Below are 17593 nucleotides of genomic sequence, written 5' to 3'. Positions count from 1 at the left end.
GTGAACGAATTGTTTTGACAAAAAAATTGGGGGAGTGAAGGGTTTGTATGAAAAAATTTTTTATGGGTAAACTAGTTGCTATTTTATCTTTAGTTTTTCTATTAGTTGTTGCGGGATGTGGAATTGAGAATGCAGAGGAGACAAGCGGTGGGAAAAGTGAGGAAGGAGTTATAAAAATTGGTGTGATTGTAGCTGAAACAGGTCCAGCATCAACACTTGGTAGCGCACAAGCAAAGACTGTGGAGTTATTACAAAAACAATTAGATGAAGCAGGTCCAATTGATGGTAAGAAAGTTCAGCTTATCAAACAAGACTATGAAACGAATGATACAAAAGCGGTAGTCGCGATGGATAAATTAATTTCAGAAGATGTTGTAGCGGTTGTTGGAGCGACTCAATCAAGTACTACGATGGCCATTATACCAAAAGCAATTGAGAAAAAACTACCATTACTTACAATTGCACCGATTGAATCGGAAAGTGAGTATGTATATAGCATGGCACAAAGCACAACGGTCATTGCAATGCCGATTGTTGAATATTTAAAGAAGAATAATATTAAAAAAGTAGCGTGGGTGAATGCTTCTGACGGCTTCGGAGTAACTGGTATGCCAGCATTTGAAGCGTTGGCTAAGGAAAATGACATCGAGATTATTGCTCATGAAGAGTTCGATGCTACTGCTACAGATATGACAATTCAATTGACAAAAGTTCGTAAAAAGAATCCCGAAGCGATCATCGTTTGGTCGAGAACACCTGGAGCTGGAATTATCGCTCGTAATTTTAAAGCGATGAATTTTGACATTCCGATGATTCAAAGTACGGCTGCTGCAAACCAAGGGTTCTTGGAACAAGTGAAGGATGACAATGAAAACATTATGGTAGTTGGTAGTAAACTAAGTGTTATAGATCAATTGCCAGATTCGGATCAAAAAGAAATGCTAAAGGCATTCAGTGATGCATATAAAAAAGAATTTAATAGTGAACCAGACTTATTCGCTGCGCATCTTTTGGACGGTATAAATGTTGTCGTAAATGCGATTAAAGCAGGAAATGTAACATCTGAAGATATTCATACTTATTTACAAAACGATTTAGGAAAATACTTAGGGGCTACGGGAACTTTTGATTTTGGTGTATCACAAGCAAGCCCTGAGCCTGATGGAATATCTGTTTTAAGTATTGAAAATAATGATTGGAAGTTTACTGAGTAAATAAAGAGACCTATAACATTAAAAATTAATATAGGTCTCTTTTTTAAAAAAAGATAATGGTATTATAAAGTATTTTTAGTTTTTTTAAGGTTCTTTACCAAAAGTTGTGTAGGATATTTTTAAAAATATATGCCATGTATATTAGTTGATTGGAGTGAAGTCTGGGCGACTCCTTAGGGACAGCGTACAGATGAGCCTCTGGAGCGAGCACCTAGGGACGTCCTGTGATAACGCCTTTGTGACCAACATCTTGTTGCTATCGCTACGTTAGCTCTGCGCTTTCGCACAAAAAACACTTGCTGCTGACGCTGCGCTTTCGCGCAAAAAACATCTGTTGCTCCAAGCGGCTCATCGGACGCCCTTAGGAAAGCACCCAGTCGGAACGGAAATCAACCACACGTTATGGTGATGGACCTTTTTTATAGAAGTTTGATCACTAAAATCAGATTGAATACTATTTCAATTGCTTAAAAAAGGGGATGTAATAAATGGTGAATGTGAAAAAAAGAAATGTAATTGTTGTAGGAGCTGGACCAGTTGGACTTACTGCGGCATTGGCCCTTCAAAAAAAAGGTATATCATGTGTAGTAATTGAATCGCAAGAAAAGGATACTCCGCGAGCTGGTAGCCGAGCGATCTATATTCATGGGGCATCGTTAAAGTTACTGGAAGAAACATCAAAAGGTCTTGGTTTTGAATTGTCGAAAGATGGAGTTATTTGGCCAATCAAAAGAACTTTATTCCGTGGAAAAGAAGTTTATGTGCGTAATTATGGGGTAACCAATACTCAAGATCCGACTAAATTACCACATTTTGCATCGCTTCATCAACATAAGATAGAAAAGCATATTTACAATGCTTGTTCTGAGGCAGGTGTTGAATTTGTATGGGGAGAATCTGCAAAGGATCTAGACATTACAGATGGAGGCGTCAAGTTAACAACGGCTTCAGGTGAGATTTGGGAAGCAGATTATATAATCGGCTGCGATGGTGCACGCTCTGTCGTGCGTGAACAGTCTGGTATTCAATTTGAAGGTCCGCGTACGAATGATACATTCATAGTCGTTGATATTGAAGAGGATGAAAATGATCCAATGCCTATTGAACGGATCTTCCATTATCAGCACCCGGCAATGGAACGCCGTAACGTAATGTTTGTTCCATTTAAGGGAGGCATGCGTGTCGATCTTCAATTGCTAGCTGAAGATAAGGTCGAAGATTACGGCACAGAAGAAAGTGTGAAAGAGTGGCTTCCAAAAGTGATGAATCCAAAATATGCAGAACGAGTTACTTGGGTGTCCTCGTACCGTTTCCATCAAGTAGTTGTCGATTCATTTACGGATGAAAAGCGCCGTATCTTGCTAGCGGGAGAGGCAGCTCATTTATTCGCTCCTTTCGGTGCACGTGGATTGAATTCTGGGATACCTGATGCAATTATTGCGGTTCGTGGTATCGAACAGGCAATAAAAGCAACTAGTGAAGCAGAACGTTGTCAAGCTATTGTTGCAGCGGCCACTGAACGGAGAATTGCAGCATTGTGGAATAGAGATGGATCGACAACTGCGCTTCATCACTTACAGGGCGATTCGCGAGAAATGAATATGAAGCGCGAACTTGCAGCTTCACTCGTTTCAATCGTTCCGACTCTAGGACGCTGGCTCGATGAAGGTCCATATGGTCCGAAATTTGGTCCACCTGAACTGACAACAAAATACTAATGGTTATTAAAACTTGAAGTTGAAAAGGAGGATTATCGCATGGTGTTGATTAGTGAGAATAAGTTTGGTTCGAAAGCGCAGTCAATCAATGAGATAGCTGAACGATTATCTGCTATAGACTGGTACGAAAAAGCAGGATTTAAAGAAAAGATTGCCGAAGAAGCATTACAACGCTTAATGCGGAAGTTGCAAGTGGATGATTACGAAATTCAGTGGGTAACCAAAGAGCAGACATCAGAAACAATTAGTAAACTGACATTTGATAATAGCAATCTATGGAAAGTTTTGAGTGGTCTTCCAGATCAATTGAAAAAAAATATTGATGAAGCAGGTCAAGCAGATTTGCTTAAAATAGCAATTGAATCCGTACCGCAAGCAGTTTTTCATGCAACATTTCAAAAAGCATTCCAAGAATTCGGTGATGAAAAGCAGGTTAATTTCTTTGTAGGACACGCCATGTACATTGCAGTTCTCGTTTGTACAGCAGAACTTGCAGGTGAGGAAGATTTGTTTATTCCTTTGCTTGAATTGCTTGAAATGGGTCACGTACCTGTGGGTCTAGATGGAAATAGGATTTATCTATTGTAATATGAAACAACATATTTATACATCGTAACTTACAACAGAAAAGCTGTACCGGAGCTACCTCCAGTACAGCTTTTTTTGTATTTATTATTGTAATAGAAAAAGATAATCGTAATGTGAAATGTTCTATTTTGAGAAGGAGGATGACTTGAATAAGTGATTTATGTGAGTTAAAACTTATTTCCTTTGTCGATTGTCTCTTATTTTCCAGGCATTCTTTATTCCTGTAGAGGTTTACCTATGGCTAATATGATCAGGGAGAAGGTGGTATGAAGACTCATGGATTTATTTAAGGGATTTCAAAGGTAACACTTATGAATGAAAAGTAAGAAATTCATATTATTTGATGAAAGAAGATCTCGTTTTCCTACACTATGTAGATACAATGCGAAAAATTGTCTGTATATAATGAAAATATAGAAAAAAGTTAGGGGAGATAAATAATGATCATTAAAACAATTGGTGTAGTTGGCGCTGGTTCTATGGGTGCAGGTATTGCAAATCTTGCCGCATTAAATGGCTTTAACGTAGTTTTGCGAGATATTGAAGACAGGTATTTAGAAGGGGCCATGGCTCGGCTTAATAAATTTATGTCAAAAAGTGTTGAGCGAGGAAAAATGACTGAAGAGCAAAAGCAGGAAACACTTACGCGCATCCAGACAACTACAAAGCTTGAAGATTTGAAAGATGTCGATGTTGTTATTGAAGCAGTTCTTGAAGATCTCGATTTAAAGAAAGAGGTATTCTCACAACTTGATGTAATTGTTAGAGAAGATGTCATATTAACGACGAATACATCATCCATGTCCATAACAGAAATTGCGGCTGCAACGAAACGTCCGGATCGTGTCGCAGGTATGCATTTTTTCAACCCTGCACAATTAATGAAGCTAGTAGAAATCGTACGCGGTTACGAAACGAGTGATGATACAGTGTCTGCTTTGAAAGCGCTGTCACTTCAACTAAGGAAAGAAGTTGTGGAAGTCAAAAAAGATACGCCTGGATTTATTGTCAATCGCATTATGATCCCTCAGTTTATCGAGGCGATTCGTCTTTTAGAAGAAGGTGTAGCAACTGCAGAAGATATTGATAAAGCAGTGAAATTTGGCTTGAACTACCCCATGGGACCGTTTGAATTACAAGACTATGCTGGTGTCGATATCGGCTACCATGTAATGGAATATTTCAACAATGAATTTAACGATCCACGCTTTGCACCACCTTTACTAATGAAACAAATGATGAGAGCTGGTCGTTTCGGTAAGAAATCAGGAGCAGGATTTTACGATTATAAAGAAAAAAAGGAGCTGGTGAAAAAATGATATATAAATCTTTGTTAGTGGAAGTTGAAAATAATATAGCTACAATAACGATTAACCGTCCGCCTGTAAATCCTCTAAATACTCAAGTTTTCAATGAGTTATCTGATGTGTTCAGTAAGTTGGATGAAGAGGATGATGTTCGGGCAATTGTTTTAACTGGCAGTGGTGAAAAAGCATTTGTTGCTGGTGCAGATATTTCCGAAATGGCGGGATTGGATCTTGTTGGAATCAATAAGATGAATAAAGTATCTAGATCAGTATTCACACAAATAGAAAATTCAACTAAGCCAGTCATAGCAGCGTTGAATGGAATGGCACTTGGCGGTGGACTAGAACTTGCTCTGGTGTGTGACTTACGTATTAGCACTGAAAAAGCAAAGTTCGCATTCCCAGAAGTAGGTCTTGGAATTATTCCTGGCGGAGGAGGCACTCAGCGATTACCTAAAATTGTTGGGCAGGGGATAGCGAAAGAACTCCTCTATTTTGGAGAAATGTTCGATGCTGTTCGTGCACTTGAACTGGGTATTGTAAATAAAGTTGTGCCAGCTGAAGAAGTAATACCTGTTGCAAAAGAATGGGCAAAAAAACTTGCTCAAAAGCCACCAGTTGCCCTGCAAATGGTAAAACAGGCCGTCAATGCTGGAAGTAATACAGATATCGATTCTGGGTTAATCATTGAAGCAGCATGTTTCGGTAATGCATTTTCCACAGAAGATCGAAAAGAAGGCTTGAATGCATTCGTTGAGAAGAGAAAGCCAGTTTATACTGGTCGTTAATAAAACTAATAATTATAGAAACGTTCATATACAAAGTCATCAGGTTCTTTATTTTCTACAAAACTTTGGTAAGACAAACAGTGAATAACCAAATTTCTAGATGGAGGGAGTGAAAGAAAGTGTTTATAGAAGAAAAGGAGACTAATAGCTTCTTATCCAGAAGTATTGTTCTGGAAGATATATTCACACCGGAAGATTTTAGTGAAGAGCATAAAATGATTGCCGATATGACTGAGAAGTTTGTGATGAATAAAGTTATGCCTGCACTAAAAAAAATTGAAAATCAAGAATTCGATGAAACGGTCCGTCTTATTAAAGAAGCGGGAGAACTTGGATTAATCGGTGCCGATATTCCGGAACTAGATGGCGGATTGGACCTTGGGAAAGTGTGTGGCGCAATCATTTCTGAGAAGATGGCTATTAGCCGTTCTTTTTCCATTACATTTGGGGGACAAACTGGAATTGGTGCACTACCAATTGCTTACTTTGGAAATAAGGGACAAAAAGATAAATATTTGCCTGTTTTATTAACTGGAGAAAAGATTGCTGCGTATGCGTTGACGGAGCCATCTGCTGGAACTGATGCAATGGGATTGAAAACAACTGCTAAGTTATCAGCTGATGGAAAATATTATGTGCTGAACGGAGAAAAACAGTGGATTACAAATTCGGCATTTGCAGATATCTTTATTATTTATGCAAAAATAGGCGACGCTAAAATAACGACATTTATCGTTGAAAAAGAGTACGAGGGTTTAACGACTGGTCCTGAAGAGAAAAAAATGGGGCTGAAAGGATCGTCAACTCGTTCACTCATCTTGGAAAATGTAAAAGTACCGGTAGAAAATGTGATTGGAGAAATTGGTCGTGGTCATATCATCGCTTTTAATGTCTTAAATATTGGTCGTTTTAAATTATCTTCAGCGACACTTGGTATTTCCAAGCGATCGATTGAACTTGCGACAAAGTATGCCAATGAGCGTAAACAGTTTCACAAGTCAATTTCTAGTTTTAATTTGATCAAACAAAAAATTGCTGATATGACGATTCAAATATATGCCAATGAAAGTAGCGTCTATCGCACGGCTGGTGCAATGCAAAAAGGTTTTGAGGAAATGAAAGACAACGGTGCGAGTTACGGTGAAACAATTGCAGGTTTTGCTGTCGAATGTTCGATGAATAAAGTTTTGTCTTCTGAAACGCTAGATTTTGTCATCGATGAAGCTGTTCAAATTCATGGTGGGTATGGCTATATGGGGGAATATGAGGTAGAAACTCTTTACCGTGATTCACGTATCAATCGAATTTTTGAAGGTACAAATGAAATAAACAGAATCATAATAGCTTCTACATTGTTGAAAAGTTATGTTGCAAAAAATCATTCAGTACATCCTGAAAATGGTCCACTTCAACATGAAAAACAGACACTCCGTCTTTTGAAGGATTATTACCATGTGACAATCCAAGCGATTCATCAGGCTAGTATCGATAATATGAATGAAGAGCAAGAAATTGCGGCATTCCTTGCAAATCTTGCAATTGGTATTTACACAAGTGAAAGTGCCATCCTGCGTGCTGAAAAAGCAATCAAGCAGTCTGGGGAAGAACAAAATGGACAAAAATTAGATTGTGCAAAAGTCTTAATTCATGAAATTGCGCAACGGAGTGCAATTGTAGGGTTAAATTTACTTAATCATCTTAACGATCATGAGGAGTTCTCACATGCAACGGGACGCCTGATTGCAAGTAGTAAAGAAAATATAGTTGAAACAAAGAGGCGTATTGCTGATCGAGTAATTGCGATAGAACGCTATATGATTTAATTAATACGAAGTAGAGGTACTGAAAAACTGAAAAGGAGAATTTTTAACAGGTGTGTTATTGGGAAAAAATAGGTTTTTCATTAAGTGATAAAAGGAATTTTTTTGTTGCTTCATTTGCCTGTATATTCCTATTTTAGCTGAGTATAGTGTAGGGCTACTAGACTCCCGCCCACAGGAAAGCGAGTAGTCCGTAGCGGAAATCAGTCTTTTTTTAAATGTATAAAAATGCTTAATCGACACACTTGAATTTTTCTTAATATTCAGAATGAGAGAGAAAGTCGAGGCCCTACACGAAGCGAAAGAGAAGAAGGCTTGCTTAGGGTCGCGTCGTCCTGAGTCGACCGAAGCCTTCATGACCAACTTCCAATTGGCTCAGGAAGCTCGGTACCGCTCAAAGATAGCGTATGCCAGAGTAGTGAATCCAAATAGTAGATTTTTCATTAATATTTTTTAGGTAAATCATTTTTTTTCAGTGGCCTCAAGAATAGTGAAAGGAATGTATAGAATGACAGACATTGTTTTATTAGAAGGTGCACGTACGCCATTTGCAAAAATTTCAGGTTCATTCCGTGACATTACGGCTACAGAACTAGGTGTAATCGCAGCAAAAGAAGCAATTCGTAAATCAAATATCAACCCGGATGACATCGATCAAGTCGTATTCGGGAATGTTCAGCAGTCGAGTAAAGATGCTCATATGTTAGCAAGACATGTTGGTTTGAAAGCTGGTACATCTCTTGAGGTACCTGCAATCACAATCAACCGTGTCTGTGGTACTGGTATTGAGGCAATTTTAACTGGTGCACGCTATATTCTTACAGGAGAAGCGAATGTCGTTTTGGCCGGTGGTACTGAAAATATGAGCCAAGTACCTCACGTTATTCGCGGTGCGAGATGGGGAAGCCCTCTTGGAGGACCGATAGTTGAAGACTGGGTATGGGATGGCTTACTTGATACGAACGCTGGATACACCATGTCGCAAACCGCAGAAAACCTTGCAGAAAAGTATAAAATAACACGCGAAGAAGTGGATGCCCATGCACTTTCCAGTCATAAGCGCGCTATCAAAGCGAGAGAAAAAGGCTATTTTAAAGAAGAAATTGTCTCTGTAAATGTAAAAGGAAGTAAAGGTGATAGCATCGTTGAACATGACGAACATATCCGTGAGACAACTATGGAAAAGCTCGGGAAGCTGGAATCCCGTTTTGTTGTGGGAGGGGTTGTTACGCCGGGAAATGCAAGTGGAATGGTTGACGGTGCAGCGGCAGTGATTATTGCATCTAGCCATTATGCAGAGAAGAATGGATTGAAACCGATTGCGCGTCTTGTTTCATGGGATGTTGTTGGTGTTGACCCCAAATATATGGGGATTGGTCCGGTACCAGCAATTAGAGGAGCTTTGAAAAAAGCAAATTTACAGTTGGAAGATTTGGATTTGATCGAAATTAATGAGGCTTTCTCCGCACAATATTTAGCTTGCCAGAAGGAACTAGGATTTGACTTGGAAATAGGAAACGTTAATGGTGGTGCTGTTGCTCTTGGACATCCACTTGCAGCAAGCGGAACAAGAATCACACATTCACTTATTTACGAGTTAAAAAGACGTAATAAAAGGTATGGTGCAGCAGCCGTTTGCATCGGCGGCGGCCAAGGAATCGCAGCAATTTGGGAATCATTACAAAAAATATAAGTAATTCTAAGTGTTGTCCGTGGAAGTCGATTTGAGCATTTAATTTCTAGCCAGTTTTTGGGACTATCTATAGTAGGAGAGGTGGATAATTTGGATAACATTGTAATGCATTCTAATGTCAGTGATTTATTGAAAATCAAAGCTAATAAATTGCCGAATCGGGAAGCAATCTATTATGAAAAAAGAAGAATGACATACGGACAATTAGATCGTGAAGTGACAAAACTTGCACAAGGACTAATAAATAGTGGTATTAATAGCGGGGATCGCGTGGCGGTTGCACTCATAAATTCAATTGAATTCGTCACATCATTATTTGCTATTGCACGTGTTGGAGCTGTTTTAATTCCACTTAATCCATTTTTCACCAAGGAGGAAAGTTCCTATATAGTGCAGCAAACAGAAGCCAAAGCGTTACTTTGTGGAGAAGTAAGTTTTTATTCAGAGCTTCGTGCAGAAATAGAATCGTTGGAGATCCTAATTTCCGTTGGTTTTCAGGCAGAGGAATATCTTTATTATGATGATTTATTAGTTGGTAATGAATTTGAAGATATTCGCGTTGAGCCGAAAGGTAATTTATTTACAATTATGTTTACATCAGGCACAACTGGACGTCCAAAAGGTGCGATGCTAACGCATGAAAATGTATTATTTAGTTCCGGTTCAGCTTCAAAAATTATGGAATGTACAGAGGATGATGTGTTTTTAATTCCAAATCCATTATTTCATATTATGGGTATCACATTTCTCCTTCGGGCAGTATTTTGTGGTGGGAAATTAGTAATAATGCGGAAGTATTCAGTAACAGGGGCATTGGCACTCATCGAATCAGAAAAAGTAACTGTACATCCAGGTGTTCCAACGATGTTTATATTGGAACTGAATTCTTCTGATTTAGAGAAATATGACTTAAGTTCCCTTCGAACAGGTGAAATGGCTGCTGCACCATGTCCGGTGGAAGTTGTAAAAAAAATACGGACGAATATGAACTGCAATATACTAATCGCATATGGCTCAACTGAAACGTCTGCAACACTTACGCTGACTGGATTTGATGCCGATGATAAGGCTCGTTCAGAGACAGTGGGTCGACCGATACCTGGCGTGGAATTAAAAGTGGTCGATGAAAATCGTCAGGAGTGTAAGGTCGGCGAGGTTGGTGAACTTGCTTGTAAAGGTCCTGGAGTGACTAAAGGTTATTACAATATGCCGATAGAAACTGCTCAAGCGATTGATCAGGAAGGTTGGTTTTATACAGGAGATTTGGCTACAATCGATGAAAATGGTTACGTTCGTATAGTCGGTCGGAAAAAAGAAATGATCATTAAAGGTGGATTTAATATTTATCCGCGGGAATTAGAGGAAACGCTTCATCAACATCCAGCTGTTTTGGAAGCGGCAGTCATCGGTCTTCCAGATGCGATATTTGGCGAATTGACATATGCCTGTGTTGTCCTTCGTGAAGGGGAGACATCTAACGAAGAGGAATTACTTGCTTTTATGAAAGAGCGGTTTGTCAAATACAAAATTCCAGACAAGTTCCTCATTCTAGATGAGTTACCCGTCACAGCGTCAGGGAAGATAAGCAAAATAAAGTTGAAAGAAGAGCTAGTTAAGTATAATAAAGCATTTACACGTTAGTATGAGATAGCCATATTACTACGTCTAATTCGCAGACATATTGTATTAGTATTTTGGCAAGATTGCTATTACTACTGTTCTGAGCTAGTAGATTGAGCATCATTGCTAATAGAATTGGAGTGTTTAAATAAAACATTTAAAGGGAGATAATTATGAAATTGATAACATTTACAACTGCAGGTTTTTCTCGTATTGGTGCAATTGTTGAAGGGGAAAAGGTAGTCGACCTCAATTATGCGTACCAAGCACAACTTCAGAGTGAAGGTAAGTATCGCTATGAAGCCATTGCCGAAGCATATGTACCAGCCAAAATGGAAGGCTTCCTCGAGGGAGGAAATGACAGTATGGAAATTGCGAAGTCTGCGATTAACTATGCACTTTCCAATACTGGAAACTTCAAGCACCAGCTGATTTATGATAAAAGTGAAGTAAAAGTAAATGCACCAGTGACAAACCCTGGGAAGATCTTCTGTGTAGGGCATAACTACCGTGAACATATTTTAGAAATGGGGCGCGACATTCCAACTAATCCAGTTTTATTTGCTAAGTTTGCGAATACAGTTATTGGACCAGAAGATGATATCCCATTCCACCCGATTTCTGAACAACTCGATTACGAAGCTGAATTCACAGTTATTATCGGTAAACAAGCGCGCAATGTAACTGAAGAAGATGCACTTGCTTACGTGGCAGGTTACACAATTGCCAACGACGTAACTTATCGTGATTTACAAAGGCGAACACTGCAATGGCTACAAGGAAAAACAGTTGATGGCAGTGCACCAATGGGACCTTGGATGGTTACTTCTGATGAATTAACAAATCCATCTGGACTCGGTGTCGTACTGTCAGTTAATGGTGAGGTGAGACAGAAAACGAATACAGAAAATCTCGTTTTCTCTGTTCCACATCTTGTTTCATTTCTTTCGAAGTTAGTTACTCTTGAACCGGGTGACATTATTTTAACTGGAACGCCAGGCGGTGTAGGTGTTGCAATGGATCCTCCCACATTCTTAAAAGATGGCGATGTCGTGAAAATTGAAATTGATCAAGTAGGAATACTGGAAAATAAAGTAGTTCTACAGGGAGAAGGTAACTAACATGACTACTACAACAAATAAAGACTCGATTCAAGCTATTAATAACTCAATCTGTGACATTCTCAAAAGTGTAGAAGGTTTAGATGAAAAGGTTTTTCGTTGGAATCCAACTGAAGAAGAATGGTCAATAATGCAAATTGTATCGCACTTAAACGAGGCGATTCCGTACTGGCTTGGCGAAGTGGAACGCGTAGTTGCAGAGCCGGGTTCGAAGTGGGGACGTGGTTTAGAGGATGAAAGTCGACGTGCTGCAGTATTTAATCCAGATGAGCTGAGTATTGAAGAAGAAATTGCGACGTTGAAAAAGATACAGCAACAAGTTTCAGACCGTCTAATCGGTTTAAGTGAAGCACAACTTAATGCAGAGAATCCGCATCGTAATTTTGAAAAGTTTGGCCACAAACCAGTGTCGTTCATCATCAATCATTTCCTGGTAGAACATGTGAACGGACATTACGTTCAAATCCAACGTAATTTAAGTAAACGTAACTAAGTAGACTACTAAAAGAAAAGGAGTGTTTTGAATGGCTGAAATGAAAGAAGAAGTCAAACAATTTATGAGTAGTGATACAGTTAAAGACTTTACGAAAGATATTCAACAATACAATCTCGGTCCCCTTTGGGAAGCCATCCCTGAAATTATGAATAAAACACCAAAACCGCAAGCGGAGGCATATCTTTGGAGCGGGGAACTGTTGACTAAGAAATTGATGGAAGCAGCAGAAATATTCACACCAGAACGCGGTGGCGAACGTCGTGCGATTTATTTTCAAAACCCTGGTTTGACTTACCGTCAGCCTTGGGGTTGGGCGTCGACAACACAAACATTGTATGCAGCGGTTCAACTTTTACTTCCTGGAGAAGAAGCACCATCGCATCGACATACACAAAGTGCAATTCGTTTTATTACAGATGGTGAAGGTGCGTATACAATCGTTCAAGGTGAACGGATTTATATGCGAGAAGGTGACTTCTTGACGACACCGAAAAACCTATGGCACGGTCATGGTCATGTCGGTGATAAACCGATGATATGGATGGATGCGCTCGATATTCCAACCATTTATTCGATTGGCGGGACATTCTTTGAGCCACATAAAGATGGACTCCAACAGCCTAATGTACCGGATAACTTTTCGGAACTTCGTTATAGTGGCGGTATGGTTCGCCCGGTTGGTGATGTCAATTATACGATTGCACCTTTGGCAAATTACAAGTGGAATCGCACAGAGGAAGCGATTAAAGGTTTAATGAATTTTGATCCTGATCCGTATGAAGGTTTTGCGATTGAGTATATCAATCCATCTACTGGCAAGACGGCAAACCCAACGATAGGTTCAAGGATGCAGTATCTTCCGAAAGGATTTCATACGAAAGCTCATCGGCATACGCATTCGACAATCCATCATGCTTATAAAGGATCTGGTTATACGATTATTAACGGAGTACGTTTTGATTGGAAAAAAGGCGATTATTTTGTCATACCAAACTGGGCATGGCATGAACATGTAGTTTCAGAAGATTCTTATCTGTTCTCGGTGAACGATCTGCCAATTATGGATCGCTTCGAACTAGAACAAGAACAAGCTTATGATGTGGATAACGGGCATCAGAAAATCACTGGTGAATTCAAAGCGGCTTTTCGTTAATAGCTTAACAATTGGATAAATGGGAACCTCTTCTTCAAAAATGATTTAAGTGTTTTTTAGAAGATACTAGGTTCCTTTTTTAGATAGCAGTTCAAAATCATTTGGTGGAATATTCTAGTCATTTATGGGGTAGTTTCAGATACAATTTAAAATTCAAAGGTAAAGGTCTACTACGTTTATTATCACCATTCAATATAGCTACTTCAAGAATTTTTTTGCTTCCGCATAAAAGCTTTTCTTAAAGAAAACTGCGAAAGTTGCACATGCTAACATGACGGAAAAAGCATTAAGAAATGCTCAACTAACGATTAAACAAGTTATAAAAGCGATTCAGAAGCAGTAAAAGACGCCTATAATTCTCAAGAATTTTAAAAGTACATGGATGAAAATAACAAAGATAATTATTGGTTCATACTTAAAAATGATGAATCCTAGTATGACTAATGGAGAATTATTTCCTACGAGTGTGGTAAATATTTTAAAAATATATATTACACCTTGAAGTAAAAAAATAAACATGTCCATCGTTCTGTTTATTTCTATAGATGATTTATCCGCTGAACGGAGATATGATTGAAAGTGGGAATCATGAAGAACTGATTGCCGAAAAAGGATTCTATGCGGATCTTTATAATAGTCAGTTTGAAAATGCTTCTTAAAATCAATGCCCATTTACTTGCTTTCGGTACTAGGGTAGAGTGTAGTTTTAATGTAAAAAAGATTGATCGTTAATAATAAAGATTTATAAAAGTACCTCTTTTTTAGAGGTGCTTTTTTATTGGATATATATGTTAAAATGAATTTAAATTTTGTGAAGAAATGTAGTTATACAAGAGTTTAGGAATCAAAACAACAGAAAGAGACCAAAGGGGGTATTTCTAAATGAATAATAGCTTTATTGAAAACATTCAATCCTGTTATTCCGACCTTTCCATTGAAAACTTTTATCTTAATGAAATCGGACAGAATAATGATGTATTAATTGTAAACAAATCTTTGGTTTTTAGATTTCCAAAATATAAAAATGGCATCATTCAATTAAGAAGAGAGACGGAAATTTTGAAATACATTAAAGGGATCGTTTCCACTCCTATTCCGAATCTAATTTATCAGTCTTTTGAAGAATTAGAACCAGGGAAGGTCTTTACTGGCAATAAACTAATAGATGGTGTTCCTTTGTGGAAGGAAAGTTTAACAGATGTTAAGAGTGTTGAATTGATGAAAGGGTTGGCAAAACAACTAGTTTCTTTTCTTGTAGAACTCCATTCTATTTCAGGAGAAAAAGCAAGTCGAGAATTGAAACTAAAGGTTCGTAATCCTAGTGAAGAGATGTATAACCTGTATGATAAGATTCAAAATACATTATTTCCTTTTATCAGAAAAGACGCTCAAAAGGAAATATCACAATCCTTTGAAACGTTCCTAAAAGGGAAAGCATTCTCAAATTTAGAGATAACACTTATACACGGAGATTTCGGAGCATCTAACATCTTGTGGAATCCAGAAACAAGTATGATTTCAGGGATAATAGATTTTGGTGGTTCTGGTTTAGGAGATCCAGCGTATGACTTTGCTGGCATACTCTCTAGTTATGGTGAAGATTTCTTTGATATGTGTATGGACCTATATCCTAACGGTAATGAAATATCTGAACGAGTTAAATTTTACAAGAGTACATTTGCTTTACAAGAAGCCTTGCACGGGATTGAGAATGACGATAAACAGGCTTTTGAAAGTGGAATAAAAGATTATAGATAGATTACTTGTTCAACGAAAGAGTGCATTGATCACAGAAGGATTAACGCTTTTTTGTTGAACTTTTTGTATTAACGGTGCAGTTAATAAGGAGTAGAGCTTTTTACTACTTAAACTTTCGTTGCAGGTTAGTTTTACTGGTTGTCTTTTTAAATATTGAGAGTTGTTTCCATGGAATTGATTGACATATAAAGTGTATTAAGCCTATAATACATTACGAAGAGTGTATTATAGGCTTAATACACTTTTATATTTTTGAGAATGGTGTATTAAGCAGTTGATACATCAAGGCTGATTAGCGGGGTAATGGCTAAATATCAAACAGGGTGGTTCTTTAAAAGTACTAAGCCCACCATTATGCTCAATCTGTATTAAGTGCTTAATACGCGAAAATATGATTTTCTGGGAGTTGAGTTAATTGACTGTAAAGTTTAATAATCGGGATCCAGTGTATGTCCAGGTTATCCGGCATTTTAAAGAGCAAATCGCCAAGGGGTATTTTGAACCTGGTCAGGAGATTCCATCAAGAAGAGAACTAGCCAACCAGCTGAAGATTAACCCAAATACTGCACAACGAGCTTATAAGGAAATGGGGGAACAAGGATTGATTTTTACTGAGGGGAATATGCCGAGCTGCATTACTAAAGATGAAGCGGTCCTTAAAAGTGTCCGCGAGGAATTGATTATTGAAGCGGTTGACTTATTTTTAGGTTCTATTAAATCCATTGATGTGCCGTTATCCGAAGTGTTGGAACTAGTGAAGAAAAAGCATGATGCCGAAAGCGGAGAAGCGGAGGAATCGAAATGATCGAAGTAAAAAATGTCATGAAAAAATACGGCAGGAAACAGGTATTAAAAGGTCTTTCTTTTACTGCTGAAAAAGGTGAAATTACTTGTTTAATCGGAATAAACGGAGTAGGGAAGACGACAATCATGAAAGCTATTATGGCGCTCACTCCGATTAATAGCGGTGAAATTTTGATTGATGGGGAAAAAATCCGGAAAGAAAGCTTTGAAAAAGTTACCTTTATTCCAGATACGATTACGATGTTGCCGCAAATGAAAATTTGTGATGCCTTTGCGTTCATGGCCGATTTTTATAAAAACTGGGATCCTAAAAGGGCAGAAGAGCTGCTGCAATTTTTTAAACTAGACCCTACAGAACGAATTGCCAATTTATCAAAGGGGAATATGGCTAAAGTCAATATGATATTAGGTTTGGCACTGAATGTGGATTACTTACTCATGGATGAACCATTTTCTGGTATTGATATTTTCTCCCGTGAGCAGATTGCAGAAGTGTTTACAAGCCATTTAATCGAAGATCGTGGTGTGATTATCACAACCCATGAAATTAGTGATATTGAACACTTGATTGATAGAGCGGTGATTATTGATAACGGTGAAGTATTAAAGGAATTTAGCGTAGAGGAAGTACGTGAAAAGGAAGGGAAATCAGTCGTTGATGTCATGAGAGAGGTGTATCGTAGATGAAAAACTTTTTCAAACTTCTTAATTTCGAAGTAAATCGATTTTTCAAATTGTACCTAATCTTAATAGGGATGATAATTGTCAGTCAGTTCATTGGGGCGATTGTCGTGTCAAAAGAATATATGAATGACGCAGATCAAGTGATGTATAAAAATCAACTATCAATGAGCCAATATATTAAGGAAAACGGGGTTTCTCCTTTTCATCGTTTCATTGAGTCTGGTTGGTTTCTGATGCCAATCTTTTTTAGCATCGCCATGTTGATGATTTATGTTTTCTTTATTTGGTATCGGGATTGGTTTGGAAAAAATACGTTTATTTATAGATTATTAATGTTACCAACTGAAAGAATTACTATTTATTTCGCAAAATTGACGTCTATTATGCTGTTGGTACTTGGGCTAGTTACCTTGCAAATATTGTTAATTCCTATCGAAATACAAATTGTTAATAGTATTATACCAACAGATTTACAATCGTATTTTTCATTTTATGATATTAATAGTTTAGAAATGTGGGGCTGGCTGTATCCGAAAACCTTGACAGAATTTATTCTGATTTATGGAGTCGGGCTAATCTTTGTAGCAGTTCTATTCACTGCCATTTTAATTGAACGAAGTTACGGTATTAAAGGCATTTTTTTCGCAATCGTTTATGGAATGCTTTCGTTCGGAGTCTTTTCTGTACCAATACTAGTGAATGAATATGATGGTGGCTATTTTTACGCACTAGAAGTCTTTTTAATGGAACTGGTAATGAGCGTCATCGTATTAGGCAGTGCCATTTGGATCGCAAATCATTTGCTAAAAAATAAAATCAGGGTCTAAGG

General features: G+C 38.0%; 15 protein-coding genes. All 15 read left to right on the top strand.

Annotation, left to right across the window (positions count from 1 at the left end; translation table 11 throughout):
* The first annotated feature begins 47 nt into the window (after nt 1–47).
* The 15 genes from ACB089_RS13925 to ACB089_RS13855 all read left to right on the top strand — a co-directional run bounded on the left by ACB089_RS13925 (nt 48) and on the right by ACB089_RS13855 (nt 17591).
* Complete coding sequence (locus ACB089_RS13925) at nt 48–1214, top strand: ABC transporter substrate-binding protein (RefSeq protein WP_374966937.1); 1167 nt, start codon at nt 48–50, stop codon at nt 1212–1214.
* A 488-nt stretch (nt 1215–1702) separates the two neighbouring features.
* Entirely contained in the window at nt 1703–2932 is a 1230-nt protein-coding gene (locus ACB089_RS13920) for an NAD(P)/FAD-dependent oxidoreductase (RefSeq protein WP_223555245.1), read from the top strand.
* 39 nt (nt 2933–2971) lie between these two features.
* On the top strand, nt 2972–3520 hold the full coding sequence (locus ACB089_RS13915) for a hypothetical protein (protein WP_374966936.1): 549 nt from the start codon (nt 2972–2974) through the stop codon (nt 3518–3520).
* Between the two features lie 440 nt (nt 3521–3960).
* Complete coding sequence (locus tag ACB089_RS13910; protein WP_374966935.1) at nt 3961–4839, top strand: 3-hydroxyacyl-CoA dehydrogenase family protein; 879 nt, start codon at nt 3961–3963, stop codon at nt 4837–4839.
* A complete protein-coding gene (locus ACB089_RS13905) occupies nt 4836–5615 on the top strand; it encodes an enoyl-CoA hydratase/isomerase family protein (protein WP_374966934.1) in 780 nt (259 codons plus the stop codon). The genes ACB089_RS13910 and ACB089_RS13905 overlap by 4 nt, the downstream gene beginning before the upstream one ends.
* Nucleotides 5616–5734: 119 nt before the next feature.
* Nucleotides 5735–7438: an acyl-CoA dehydrogenase family protein gene (locus ACB089_RS13900; RefSeq protein ID WP_374966933.1), complete on the top strand. Its 1704-nt coding sequence runs from the start codon at nt 5735–5737 to the stop codon at nt 7436–7438.
* A 505-nt stretch (nt 7439–7943) separates the two neighbouring features.
* The gene (locus ACB089_RS13895) at nt 7944–9128 is read left to right on the top strand and encodes an acetyl-CoA C-acetyltransferase (protein WP_374966932.1); all 1185 of its coding nucleotides are present in this window, start codon (nt 7944–7946) and stop codon (nt 9126–9128) included.
* A 90-nt stretch (nt 9129–9218) separates the two neighbouring features.
* Nucleotides 9219–10769 carry a class I adenylate-forming enzyme family protein gene (locus ACB089_RS13890; RefSeq protein ID WP_374966931.1) on the top strand — a complete coding sequence of 517 codons (1551 nt, stop codon included), beginning with the start codon at nt 9219–9221 and terminating at the stop codon, nt 10767–10769.
* Nucleotides 10770–10921: 152 nt separating this feature from the next.
* Nucleotides 10922–11869, top strand: coding sequence for a fumarylacetoacetate hydrolase family protein (locus tag ACB089_RS13885; protein WP_374966930.1), 948 nt, complete (start codon nt 10922–10924; stop codon nt 11867–11869).
* A gap of 1 nt (nt 11870) precedes the next feature.
* Complete coding sequence (locus ACB089_RS13880; protein ID WP_068985484.1) at nt 11871–12362, top strand: DinB family protein; 492 nt, start codon at nt 11871–11873, stop codon at nt 12360–12362.
* 31 nt (nt 12363–12393) lie between these two features.
* On the top strand, nt 12394–13518 hold the full coding sequence (locus ACB089_RS13875; protein WP_374966929.1) for a cupin domain-containing protein: 1125 nt from the start codon (nt 12394–12396) through the stop codon (nt 13516–13518).
* An 882-nt stretch (nt 13519–14400) separates the two neighbouring features.
* Nucleotides 14401–15276, top strand: a complete 876-nt coding sequence (locus tag ACB089_RS13870; protein ID WP_374966928.1) for a phosphotransferase family protein — start codon at nt 14401–14403, stop codon at nt 15274–15276.
* Nucleotides 15277–15691: 415 nt separating this feature from the next.
* Nucleotides 15692–16081 carry a GntR family transcriptional regulator gene (locus tag ACB089_RS13865; protein ID WP_374966927.1) on the top strand — a complete coding sequence of 130 codons (390 nt, stop codon included), beginning with the start codon at nt 15692–15694 and terminating at the stop codon, nt 16079–16081.
* Nucleotides 16078–16767: an ABC transporter ATP-binding protein gene (locus ACB089_RS13860; protein WP_223555262.1), complete on the top strand. Its 690-nt coding sequence runs from the start codon at nt 16078–16080 to the stop codon at nt 16765–16767. Before ACB089_RS13865 ends, ACB089_RS13860 begins: the two co-directional genes overlap by 4 nt.
* A complete protein-coding gene (locus ACB089_RS13855) occupies nt 16764–17591 on the top strand; it encodes a hypothetical protein (RefSeq protein ID WP_374966926.1) in 828 nt (275 codons plus the stop codon). Before ACB089_RS13860 ends, ACB089_RS13855 begins: the two co-directional genes overlap by 4 nt.
* The last annotated feature ends 2 nt before the right edge of the window (nt 17592–17593 follow it).

It is taken from the genome of Lysinibacillus sp. RS10 (assembly GCF_041956855.1).
GTDB lineage: Bacteria > Bacillota > Bacilli > Bacillales_A > Planococcaceae > Lysinibacillus > Lysinibacillus xylanilyticus_A.
This window is presented reverse-complemented; position numbering and strand designations above follow the sequence as displayed.